Source organism: Sulfitobacter sp. HI0129, from assembly GCF_001635395.1.
Lineage (GTDB): Bacteria > Pseudomonadota > Alphaproteobacteria > Rhodobacterales > Rhodobacteraceae > Sulfitobacter.
Genome location: NZ_LWGH01000720.1, coordinates 1 through 11,676, shown reverse-complemented (window position 1 = coordinate 11,676; position 11,676 = coordinate 1). Strand labels below are relative to the sequence as shown.

Genomic DNA, 11,676 nt, shown 5'->3' with positions numbered 1-11,676 from the left:
GGCCCTGTTTGGTATACTGGGCGAAGAGCACCAGTACGATCACCAGCACGGCTGCCACGATGGAGGCGATGATGTCGAGGTTGTCGATGAAGAAGCCGTAGCCCGTGAGGTTGAAGGTCGCTTCGTCGATTGTCGCGTTGATCCCCTGCGGCAATCCCACGTCCAGCGTCTTGATTTCGCTCCCCCACATCAGGTCGCCGACACCTTCGAGGAAATAGGCCAGTCCGATCGTCGCCATGAAAAGGATGATCGGCTCCTGCCCGACCAGATGCCGGAAGACGAACCGCTGCACCATCCACGCGAGCGCGATCATCACGAGCATTGTCACCACAATTGCCACAAGGCTGTTCACCTTCCACCCGAAGTAATGGATATCGGTGCCGAAAATCGCGTTGATCAAGTGGTAGAAGGGAACCTGCCCGTCGATGATCCCCACGAGCGTAAGCGCGGCAAACAGCGCCATGACGCCCTGCGCGTAGTTGAAGATGCCCGAGGCCTTGTAGATCAGCACGAAGCCCAGCGCGACCAGTGCATAAAGGACGCCGGCCATGAGGCCGTTCAGGAACACCTCGATGGTGAATGCCAGTTGTTCAGGCATGTTCGCCCCCTTTGTTTCCCTGCCTCATCGCGTCAGTCATGGGCCACCCCCAGATAGGCGTCGATCACGTCCTGATTGTTGCGCACCTCTGCCGGTGTGCCGTCCCCGATCTTCTTGCCGTAGTCCATCACCACCACCCGGTCGGAAAGGTCCATGACCACGCCCATGTCATGTTCGATCAGCGCGATGGTGGTGCCGAATTCGTCATTCACATCAAGGATGAAGCGGCTCATGTCCTCCTTTTCCTCGACGTTCATGCCCGCCATGGGCTCGTCCAGCAAAAGGATCGTCGGTTCCGCGGCCAGCGCGCGCGCCAGTTCCACGCGCTTCTTCAAACCGTATGGCAACCGCGCGACGGGCGTCTTGCGGATCGCCTGAATTTCGAGAAAGTCGATGATCCGCTCCGCGACCTCGCGGTTTTCAATCTCTTCGCGTTCGGCTTTGCCCTTCCAGATCGACTGCCAGAACATGCCGGTCTTCATATGGGTAAGCCGCCCGGTCATCACGTTGTCCAGAACGGACATGCCTTCGAAAAGGGCGATGTTCTGAAAGGTCCGGGCGATGCCCTGTTCGGCCACCTGATAGGGTTTCATCGGCGGGCGGCGGCTGCCCTTGTACCAGACCTCGCCTTCCTGCGGGACGTAGAAGCCGCTGATGACATTCAGCATGGAGGACTTGCCAGCACCGTTCGGCCCGATGATCGCGCGGATTTCTCCTTCGCGGATATCGAAAGAGATATCCTTGATCGCCTCCACCCCGCCGAAACGCAGGGTGATGTTCTTCATCTCCATCACCACCGGGCCAATGGTGCGACCGTCCTCGGTGGTGTAGCTCTCGGTCTGGTCAAGCAAATCGCAACCCCCTGAAATTTAACGGATAGGTCATCCGGGATTGGTGTTTATTCAAAGAGAATATGCGCGGTCGTCTGGCTATAGTCATTCCGCGGCCATCTTCTGCGCCGTTGGCCAGACCTTGGCGTCGCGCACCTCTAGCGTCGCCTTGATGCTGCCCTTGCGCCCGTCTTCATAGGTCACTTCCGTTTCGGTGCTGACCTTGTCGGACCCGTCATAAAGCGCGGTGATGATGTCGTGGTACTTTTCCTCGATGATCTTGCGCCGGACCTTCCGCGTCCGCGTCAGCTCTCCATCATCCGCGTCCAGTTCCTTGTGCAGAACGACAAAGCGGTGGACCTGACAGCCCGAAAGCATTTCGTCCTGCGCCACGGATTCATTGACCTGTTCCACATGGCTCTGGATCGTGTCCATCACCTGCGGGTGGCGCGCCAGTTCCTGATAGGAGGCATAGCCGATGTTGTTCCGCTCGGCCCAGTTGCCCACCGCCGTGAGGTCGATATTGATAAAGGCGGTGCATTCTTCTCTGCCGTTTCCAAAAACAACGGTTTCCAGAATATTGGGGAAGAACTTCAGCTTGTTTTCCACGTATTTGGGCGCAAAGAGCCGCCCGTCCGCCATCTGGCCCACATCCTTGGCCCGGTCGATGATCCGCAGGTGTCCGGTTTCTTCCTCGATGAAGCCCGCGTCGCCCGTGGCGACCCAGCCTTCGGCGTCCTTTGTGCTCTGCGTGCTTTCGGGGTTCTTGTAGTATTCGACGAACACCCCGGGGCTGCGGTAGAAAACCTCCCCGTTGTCGGCGATCTTCAACTCGACGCCGGGGCAGGTGACGCCCACGGTATCGCTGCGCACCTCGCCATCGGGCTGCGCGGTGATAAAGACGGTCGCCTCGGTCTGGCCGTAGAGCTGTTTCAGGTTGATCCCCAGCGAGCGATAGAAATCGAAGATCTCGGGCCCGATCGCCTCTCCCGCGGTATAGCCCACCCGCACCCGGCTGAAGCCGAGCGTATTTTTCAGCGGCCCATAGATCATCAACTCGCCCAGCGCATATTTGGCACGGTCGGCAAAGCTGACCTTCTTGCCGTCGAGTATCGCGGGGCCGACCTTGCGCGCGTGCGCCATGAACGTGTCGAACAGCTTCTTCTTGAAGCGGCTCGCATCCTCCATGCGGATCATCACGTTGGTCAGCTGGGTTTCGAACACGCGCGGCGGCGCGAAATAATAGGTCGGCCCGATCTCTCGCAGGTCGACATGCATCGTGTCGGCGCTTTCCGGGCAGTTCGTGCAAAAGCCGGTCCACATCGCCTGCCCCACCGAGAAGATGAAATCCCCCACCCATGCCATGGGCAGATAAGCAAGGATGTCATCCGTCTGGCGCAGGTTGTCGAACTCTGACGAAGAACGCGCCGTTTCGATGATATTGCGGTTGGACAGCACGACGCCCTTGGGCTTTCCGGTCGTGCCCGAGGTATAGAGCATCACGCCCCGGCTGTCGTAGTTCAACCGGGCCTGACGGGCCTCCATCTCTTTCAGGTGCTGATCGCGCGTCTTGCGGCCCAGCTCCTGTACGGCGGTGTACTGATCCAGTTTGGAATGGTCGTATTTACGCAACCCGCGCGGATCGAGGTAAATCATCCGCTCGAAATCCGGCAGCTGGTCACGCACCTCGATCACCTTGTCGACCTGCTCCTGATCGCCGACGATCACGAAGCGCGCTCCGCAATGGTTGAGGACGTAAGCCATCTCTTCGGCGTTTGCGTCCTGATAAAGCGGCACGGGAACGGCGCCCGTCATCTGCGCGGCGACCATCGCCCAATAGAGGTATGGACGGTTGCGGCCGATGACGGCGACGAAATCGCCCTCTTCGATGCCAAGCTCCATCAGCCCAAGCGCGAGAGCTTCGACTTCGTCGCGGGTCTGCGACCACGTCCAGCTCTGCCAGATCCCGTATTCCTTTTCGCGGTAAGCAGGCGCTTTCGCATACTCAGTTGCGTTGCGATGCAACAGCGCCGGTACGGACTGCGGTCCGTCGGCACGCTTCAGCGGCGTTGCCAAGTCTGTATCCTCCCCTTGCCCGTCTTTTGCGGGCCCGATCGCTCATGCGATTCCGATATCGCACAAGGATGTCGAAAGAAGCCTGTACGTCAACTTTTTCCTGAAGTTTTCAGAAACCTTGCGAATTGTTACAGGGTCAGATTGCCCGCAAAAGCAATCCGCCAGCAGCGATGAAGATCACCAGCCCCGCTGCAATTTCGACCATCGGCAATACCGTGCGGGCCAGCGTGGCAGAGCAAGCCCCGCCCAGAATTCCGCCCCGCAGGCCAATCGCCCCCGTGCCGACCGCGACAGTCACAGTGGCAGTGCCCAGCGCCATCGCCACGGCCCCGGCCAGCCCGGCTGTCGCAATGCCCATTTGCCATGTCACGATCAGAACGAAGAGCGCCCCGGTACAGGGCCGCATCGCAATGCCGCCGATCAGCAAGGCCGCTTCGCGCAGCCCCCGAAGACGCGAAAGCTCTTCCGCGGTGGGGCCGTGCCTGTGGCCGCAGTCACCACAGACAGCGCCCCCGTGATGCTCTTGATGTTGCCCGGCCTCCCGCCAACGCCCAAGCCCGCGCAGGACCAGCCATCCACCGATCAGGACAATCGCGCCATAGCTGACAGGCGCCATCACATCTTCGGCAACGCCGATCAGCTTTTCGCGTCCCAATGAAAAGATCCAGATACCGCCATAAACCAGCAGGATCGCCGTCACCGCCTGACCAAGGCTCGACAACAGCGAAATCAACGCGAGCCGGCCCATCGCCACCTTGCGGCCCAGCCCGTAGCCGCCGATCAGCACCTTGCCGTGGCCGGGGCCTGCCGCGTGGAAAAAGCCATAGGCAAAACACGCCCCCAACAGCAGCCAAAGCGCATCGGCCTGCCCCGCACGAATGCCCCGCAAGGTCAGGGCGATGTCATTCTGGAATTCCCGCTGGGCCGCCGCGGCCCACCGGGCGAGGCCATCGAAGCCACCGCTCAGCCACAGCCCAGCCAGCAGGAGCGCCGCCGCCGCCAATGCGATGCTCAGCCCCCGGCGCATGTAATCCGCACCTCCGTGGCAAAGGCCCGGCCCATATCGCCCAGACCGAGTTCAGCTGGATCCTCCGCCGCATCGACGGCGAGCAGTTTGTCCTGCATCTCGCTCAGCGCATCGTCCATCTTGGGCGGGGTGAGCGCGACGTCGCATTCGGCTGCGCCCGTCACTGTGACCGGCAGCGTCACATCGTAGGCGGTGTAATAGGTGGGGTCATAGGGCAGAAGCGTCAGTGTTTCCCCCGCAAGGTTGGGCTGTTCGGCCACATCGCGCTGATGCGTGGTGATGATCCGGCCCTCCCGCATTTGCGCCGTAGGTGCGATCGGGCGCGACAGCGTCAGGTCGCCCCCGCCAAGCCGCGCGACAAGGTCGCCTGCGAAACCCGGATCCCAATTGGCATCGAACCCCGTCAACTCCGATTGCTCGGCTTCGGTAAGAACCATGTCCCCGTCGGGATCGAGCCCCATGTCTTCCGTGATCAGCAAAGAATAGAAGGCATCATAGGCCCACGTCACCTTTACCTGCGTCAGCTTGCCGCTTTCATCGGTGATGAGTTCGATACCGGTGTCCACGAAGACATGCGGATGCGCCCAGCCCGCAATAGGGCTTACCAGCGCCAGCAGTAGTGTCACGGGCAAGTGTCTCATGCAGTGTGAATACCCCCGGTCCGCTACGCTTTCAATCCGCGGGCCGGTCCCGCCGACGCTGGTGCGCGAAGTTCCGCGATGGTATCTCTCCGCGCAGGAGGGGCATGTGCAACAGGTGGACGATCAGACCAAGGCGTTGACGGCGGCAGGGCTGAACCTGATCGCGCAGGCGCTGACGATCTACGATCAGGACCTGCGGCTGGTGGTATCCAACGCTCCTTTCCAGCAAATGTTCGATCTGCCCTCCACCCTCGTTACCCCCGGCGCACCTTTCGAGGATACGATCCGTCATCTCGCCAGCCGGGGGGAATACGGCACGGTAGAGGATATCGATGCCTTCGTCGCCGAACGCGTGGAACAGGCGCTTGCCTTTCTGCCGCACTACATGGAACGGACCCGCGCCAATGGGCGCACCATCAGTGTCGAAGGCTCCCCCCTGCCGCAGGGGGGCTGGGTGACAGTCTATACCGACATTACCCGGACCAAACAGCAGGAAGCGCTGCTGCGGGCCAGATCGGACGCGCTGTCGGATCAGGTTCTCGCCCATAGTGAGGAACTGGCGGCGACCAACCGGCAGCTTGCCGCCATGATCACCCGTCTCGAAGAGACCAAGCGTCAGTTGACCGACAGCGAATCGCGCATGCGGCTGACCACCGAAATGGTGCCCGCCCATATCGCGCACCTCGATGCCTCGGGGCATTACACCTATTCGAACCGCCGCCTGAACGAGGTTATGCCGGGCCGCCCCGCCTCCATCATCGGGCTGCATATCCGGGAAGTGCTGGGCGAGGCTGGTTTTGCCTGTGTGGAAGAACCCTTGGCCAAGGCCTTCGCCCGGGTCGCGTCGACCTTCGAATTCACGGATGAACTCAGCGCCCGGCGTATCCGGGCCGCCTTTACGCCCGATACCCGCGGTGGCGTCTACATCATGTCGATGGACGTCACCGAAGAAACCCAGACCCGTGTAGCCCTGCAGCAGACGCGCAAACGCGAAATCGCGGCGCAGACGGTCTCTGGCCTGGCGCATGACTTTTCGAACCTGCTGACAATCATCCTTGGCATGCAGTCCAAGCTGGGCCGCCTGCCCGCCCTGCCCCGGGACGCCGCTGCATTGGTCGACGGCACGCTGGCAGCGGCGCGGCGCGGCGGGCACCTGCTGAGCGCCATCGCCGACATGACGGGGCCCCGCCCCCAGCGGCCCGGCGCCGTCGATCTGGACAACCTGCTGCGCGACATTCGCCTGCTCGCCGCATCCAACCTGCCCAAGGACGTTTCCTTCGCCGCGCTGAACGAAGCCCCCGGCGTGACCGTATTGCTCGACCCCGGGCAGGTGCAGGACGGATTGCTGAACCTCGTTTTGAATGCCCGGGACGCATGCGGCGCGGCGGGCCGGATCGAATTGCGCCAGCGGCTGGTCCATGACACCTGGGTCGAATGGGTGGTGGAAGACAGCGGCGCCGGGTTCTCGGACCGCGCGCTGATCCACGGCACCGATCCCTTCTTCACCACCAAGGGCACCGAAGGCACCGGCCTCGGGCTTTCGATGGTCTATGACATGGCGCGGTCCGCCGGGGGCAGCCTGCGGTTGGAGAACGCCCCCGACGGGGGCGCGCGGGTTACCATGCGGCTGCCCTATCGTCTGCCGATGCCCGAAACCGCCGGCCTCGTCCTGCTGGTGGAGGACCGGGACGATCTGCGCGCCCTTGTACGCGACATGCTGATGCAACTCGGCCATTCCGTCATCGAAGCGGCCAGCGCGGATGAGGCGATGGCGCTGATTGCCGACCTTCCCGACATCGCGCTCGTCCTCTCCGACGTGCAACTCGAAGGCGAGGCAACCGGCATCGACCTTGCACATCGTCTGGCCGGGCAAATGCCGCTGGTGCTGATGACCTCGCTTCCGGAACAGCATGACCTGTTCCGCGCGGCGCAGAAGGCCGCCACGGTGCTGCGCAAACCCTTCGGGGCGGCCGACCTCGCCTTGCTCATCACGCCAAAGGATTCCGACGCCGCATGACCCGCCCCCTTGTCACCATACTGGACGACGAACCCGCCATCCGAACCATGTTGGGGGATGCGCTGGAAGAAGCGGGCTTCGAAACCCAGCGCTTCGGCCGTGCACGCGCTTTCGAGGCCGCCCTCGCACAGCGAACCCCGGATGTCTGCCTCGTCGATCTCAGCCTACCGGACAGCGACGGGCTGACGCTGGTGCATCGGCTGGCCCTCGAACGGGGGGCCATCGTCATCATCATATCGGGCCGGGCCGAAGTGCAGGACCGGGTCACGGGTCTGGAGCTTGGGGCCGACGACTACATCATCAAACCGTTCGATCCGTCCGAAGTCGTGGCACGGGTGCGCGCGCGGCTGCGCAGTACGCAACCCGTGCACCAGCAGGGCACCAGCGCCTCCTTCGCCGGATGGACAGCCCATTTCGACCGCTACGTCCTTGAAGACGCCAGCGGTGCCGAAACTCCCTTTTCCCATGCGGAAGGCGAGGTGCTGCGCCTCTTTGTCGAAGCGCCGCGCAGGCTCATCAGCAGGGCCCAGATGCAGGAAAGCCTTGGCGGGGCGGCCTCCGAAGGCTTCGACCGGGCCATGGATGTTCGTATCAGTCGGCTGCGAACGAAGCTACGGGAAGACCCGAAAAACCCGCAACTGATCAAAACAATCTATGGCGCGGGCTATATCTTTCTCGGTGATGTGAGCTGGAGCTGAAGCGCCTCAGCGCGCACCCGAAGCCGCCACTGCCCGCGCCAGAACCTGCGTGGCGGTGACCAGATCATCCTCCGCCGTGTCTTCTTCGAACGCATGGCTGATCCCGTTGATGGACGGCGCGAACAGCATCGCCACTGGCAGCAGCTTGGACACATTGGTCGCGTCATGCAGCGCACCGGAAGGCATCCGGCGCCACTGGCCGGGCACCTCGTCTTCGGCGGCGGCGCAAAGCGCGTCGCGCAGTTGTGCGTCCATCGCAACGGGTTCAAGGCCCAGCATCTGCCCGAAACTTACCTCCATCCCCCGTTCGGAAGCGACTTCATCGGCGAGTTCGCGGATGATCTTCTCCATCCGGTGCAAACGGTCACTATCCGCGTCGCGCCACTGCATGGAAAATACCGCCCGACCCGGCACGATCGAAGAGGCATTGGGCGTCAATGACACATGCCCGATGGTCCAGACGGTGCGCGGCGTCACGACATTGCGCAGCCGTTCGTTGAGCGCGGAGTTAAAGGCGGATACGGCCTGAAACGCATCGCGGCGCACTGCCATGGGCGTCGTACCTGCATGGTTCTGCTGCCCATCGAACGTGATCTTCATGTCACGGATGCCGACGATGTCGGTGACCACGCCGACCTTTTCCCCCGCGTTGTCGAGATTCGGGCCCTGTTCGATGTGAAGCTCCACGAAACCCGTGAAATGCTCGGCGGAAACGGGGCCTGTCACCATGTCTACCATACGCGCACGCGCATCTGCCAGCGGCACGCCCGCGTGATCTTCCAATGCATCCGCTTCTCCGAGGGTCAGATGCCCTGCCCAGACGGCGCTTCCTGTCGTGACACCGAACCGGCCCTCTTCATCCTGAAAGGACACCACGGAAACGGCGGGCCCGCCTGCTTCGACTGCGGCACGGGCGACTTCCAGCGCCGCGATCACCCCCAGCGCCCCGTCAAGCCACCCGCCCTGCGGCTGGCTGTCGGAATGCGACCCCAAGAGGAGCGACCGACCCGGCGCAATCCCGAACATATTCCCCATCTCGTCGACCTCGACGCGCAGACCGGCCTCTTCCATTCGGCCCGCAAGCCAGCGCCGCGCCTCTATGTCAGGCTCGGAATAGGCAGGCCTTACCACACCTTTGCCAACCCCTGCGGCACCGAACCGGCGAAGCGCATGCAGATCGGCGAGAAAACGGTCGGGGTCGATGTTCATGGGAAAGGTCCTGTTCTGGCGATATTTCAAAGGTCGCGGCGGCACCGGTCAATCGCCAGTGCCGCCGCTGCGCCAGATCACGCCAAATCCCGGTGGCTATCAACCCCCGGCGCGGGCCTATTCCGCGGCCACGCGATTCCCCGCCGCCTCGACCTTGACGGCAGAGAACTTGAATTCCGGAATCTTGCCATAGGGATCGACCGCCGGGTTGGTCAGGATGTTGGCTGCCGCTTCCACGTAAGCGAAAGGCAAGAACACCATGTCGGGGGCAACCGCGCGATCCTCCCGCGCCATGATCTCGATCATGCCGCGCTTCGTGCTCAACCGGACGTGTTCTCCCGGAGCCACGCCCAGCTTGCGCAAGGTAGAAGGATGCAACGAGCAGTTCGCCTCCGGCTCCAGCCCGTCCAGCACCGTTGCACGGCGGGTCATCGACCCGGTGTGCCAATGCTCCAGTTGCCGGCCCGTGGTGAGGATCATGGGATATTCGGCATCCGGCACGTCATCGGGTGCCACGATCGCGGCCGGTGTAAACTTGGCCCGCCCCTCGGGCCGGGGGAAACCATCGCCGAAGACGATGGGCTGGCCCGGGTCCGTCTCGCTGAGCGATGGATAGGTCACCGCATTCTCGCGCTCCAGCCGGTCCCAAGTGATGTTGTCGAGCGAGCGCATGTTGCGCTTCATCTCCGCGAAAACATCCGCGGGGCTCTCATAGGTCCAGCCAAGTCCCAGACGTTTGGCCAATTCGACCTCGATCCACCAATCCTCGCGCGCTTCGCCCGGGGGTGCCAGCGCCGGGCGGCCCATCTGCACCTGACGATTCGTATTTGTCACGGTGCCCGACTTCTCCGCGAAGGCAGAGGCCGGCAGGATCACGTCGGCATAATTGGCCGTCTCGGTAATGAAGATATCCTGCACCACAAGGTGATCGAGCTTTGCCAACGCATCGCGCGCATGTTCCACGTCAGGGTCGGACATGGCGGGGTTCTCGCCCAGCACATACATGCCGCGGATATCCCCGTCATGCACGGCATCCATGATCTCTGTCACCGTCAGGCCCTTTTCGGCGCTGAAATCCTCACTGCCCCAGACCTCCGTAAAGGCGGAGCGGACGCCATCGTCGGTGACGCTTTGGTAATCCGGCAGGAACATCGGGATAAGCCCCGCATCGCTCGCCCCCTGCACGTTGTTCTGCCCCCGCAGCGGGTGCAGACCCGCACCGGGCCGCCCGATCTGGCCGGTCATCAGGGCCAGAGAGATCAGGCAGCGCGAATTATCGGTGCCGTGGATGTGCTGGCTGATGCCCATCCCCCAGAAGATCATGGCAGCGTTTGCCCCGGCAAAGGTGCGGGCCACATCGCGCAGCACGTCTGCCTCGATCCCGCAGACCTCGGCCATTTTCTCCGGGGCGAAATCCGCCAGATGCGCCTTTTCGGCTTCCCAGTTCTCCGTATAGGCCGCGATATACTGCTCATCGTAGAGGCCTTCCTCCACGATCACATGCATGATCGCGTTCAGCATCGACACATCGGTACCCGGGCGGAACTGCAACATATGGGACGCAAAGCGGCGCAGGCCCACGCCACGCGGGTCCATGACGATCAGCTTGCCGCCGCGCTTGGTGAACTGCTTGAAATAGGTCGCCGCAACGGGGTGGTTTTCGACCGGATTGGCACCGATGATGATCGCCACATCCGCGTTCTCGATTTCGTTGAAGGTGGCCGTCACGGCGCCTGAACCCACGTTTTCCATCAGCGCCGCGACCGACGAGGCATGGCAAAGCCGGGTGCAATGATCGACGTTGTTATGGCCAAAACCCTGCCGGATCAGTTTCTGGAACAGATAGGCTTCCTCGTTTGTGCATTTGGCGGAGCCGAAACCGGCCACGCCCCGCCCGCCGATGGCCTTGAGCCCATCTGCCGCGACGTCCAATGCCTCTTCCCAGCTCGCCTCACGGAAATGCGTCTGCCAATTGGCCGGATCGACGTTGAGCCCCTTGGCCGGTGCATCGTCCCGCCGGATCAACGGCTTGGTCAAACGATGATCGTGATGGATGTAGTCAAAGCCGAAGCGGCCCTTGACGCAAAGGCGGCCCTCATTCGCCGGACCGTCGATGCCTTCGACGTATTTGACCTTGCCATCCTTTACCTTGAGCGAAATCTGGCAGCCCACCCCGCAGAAGGGGCAGACGCTGTCCACCTCGGAATCGTAATCCGCTGAATCGCCGCGCTGGTCTTCATCCACCACGGTGGCGGGCATCAGGGCGCCGGTGGGGCATGCCTGAACGCATTCGCCACAGGCCACGCAGGTGGATGCGCCCATGGGGTCGGCCATATCGAAGGTCGGATAGGTCGAATGACCACGGCCCGACATGCCGATCACATCGTTGACCTGAACCTCACGGCAGGCCCGGACGCAAAGGCCACATTGGATGCAGGCATCCAGATTGACCGACATCGCGACATGGCTGTCGTCCAGCAGTGGCACGCGCGCCTCTTCCAGCTTGGGAAAGCGGCTCTGCTGCACGCCGCTCCGCTCGGCCATGTCCCACATATGGCTCGACCGGTCGTGGCTGTCGGC

General features: G+C 62.6%; 9 protein-coding genes. 2 read left to right on the top strand and 7 right to left on the bottom strand.

Translation table 11 applies throughout. The features are described from left to right. From A3764_RS17930 to A3764_RS17910, 5 genes are all read right to left on the bottom strand, one after another. Positions 1 to 598: ABC transporter permease subunit (locus tag A3764_RS17930; protein ID WP_443069396.1), on the bottom strand; the 598-nt coding region annotated here is incomplete at its 3' end. A gap of 32 nt (positions 599 to 630) precedes the next feature. Continuing rightward, on the bottom strand, positions 631 to 1,449 hold the full coding sequence (locus tag A3764_RS17925) for an ABC transporter ATP-binding protein (RefSeq protein WP_067920244.1): 819 nt from the start codon (positions 1,447 to 1,449) through the stop codon (positions 631 to 633). Between the two features lie 84 nt (positions 1,450 to 1,533). Next, positions 1,534 to 3,504: an AMP-binding protein gene (locus A3764_RS17920; RefSeq protein ID WP_067920246.1), complete on the bottom strand. Its 1,971-nt coding sequence runs from the start codon at positions 3,502 to 3,504 to the stop codon at positions 1,534 to 1,536. Between the two features lie 136 nt (positions 3,505 to 3,640). After that, positions 3,641 to 4,531, bottom strand: a complete 891-nt coding sequence (locus A3764_RS17915; RefSeq protein WP_067920248.1) for a nickel/cobalt transporter — start codon at positions 4,529 to 4,531, stop codon at positions 3,641 to 3,643. Continuing rightward, positions 4,516 to 5,157 carry a DUF1007 family protein gene (locus tag A3764_RS17910; protein WP_236628240.1) on the bottom strand — a complete coding sequence of 214 codons (642 nt, stop codon included), beginning with the start codon at positions 5,155 to 5,157 and terminating at the stop codon, positions 4,516 to 4,518. The genes A3764_RS17915 and A3764_RS17910 overlap by 16 nt, the downstream gene beginning before the upstream one ends. 121 nt (positions 5,158 to 5,278) lie before the next feature. On the opposite strand from A3764_RS17910, the gene A3764_RS17905 reads away from it, so the two are divergent. Both A3764_RS17905 and A3764_RS17900 read left to right on the top strand, forming a co-directional pair. Continuing rightward, a complete protein-coding gene (locus A3764_RS17905; RefSeq protein ID WP_067920252.1) occupies positions 5,279 to 7,189 on the top strand; it encodes a PAS-domain containing protein in 1,911 nt (636 codons plus the stop codon). Next, positions 7,186 to 7,887: a response regulator transcription factor gene (locus tag A3764_RS17900; RefSeq protein WP_067920254.1), complete on the top strand. Its 702-nt coding sequence runs from the start codon at positions 7,186 to 7,188 to the stop codon at positions 7,885 to 7,887. Before A3764_RS17905 ends, A3764_RS17900 begins: the two co-directional genes overlap by 4 nt. Before the next feature lie 6 nt (positions 7,888 to 7,893). Here the strand turns inward: A3764_RS17900 and A3764_RS17895 are convergent, their stop codons facing one another. Together A3764_RS17895 and fdhF are read right to left on the bottom strand one after the other, a co-directional pair. Further along, a complete protein-coding gene (locus tag A3764_RS17895) occupies positions 7,894 to 9,096 on the bottom strand; it encodes a hydantoinase/carbamoylase family amidase (RefSeq protein ID WP_067920256.1) in 1,203 nt (400 codons plus the stop codon). Positions 9,097 to 9,213: 117 nt separating this feature from the next. Next, on the bottom strand, positions 9,214 to 11,676 hold a 2,463-nt coding region (gene fdhF / locus A3764_RS17890; RefSeq protein WP_067951878.1), incomplete at its 5' end, for a formate dehydrogenase subunit alpha.

What these genes read in the sequence shown, in the direction of transcription:
- A3764_RS17900 (WP_067920254.1), top strand. Translation starts at nt 7,186, where the DNA reads ATGACCCGCCCCCTTGTCACCATACTGGACGACGAACCCGCCATCCGA.
- A3764_RS17895 (WP_067920256.1), bottom strand. Translation starts at nt 9,096, where the DNA reads ATGAACATCGACCCCGACCGTTTTCTCGCCGATCTGCATGCGCTTCGC.
- A3764_RS17915 (WP_067920248.1), bottom strand. Translation starts at nt 4,531, where the DNA reads ATGCGCCGGGGGCTGAGCATCGCATTGGCGGCGGCGGCGCTCCTGCTG.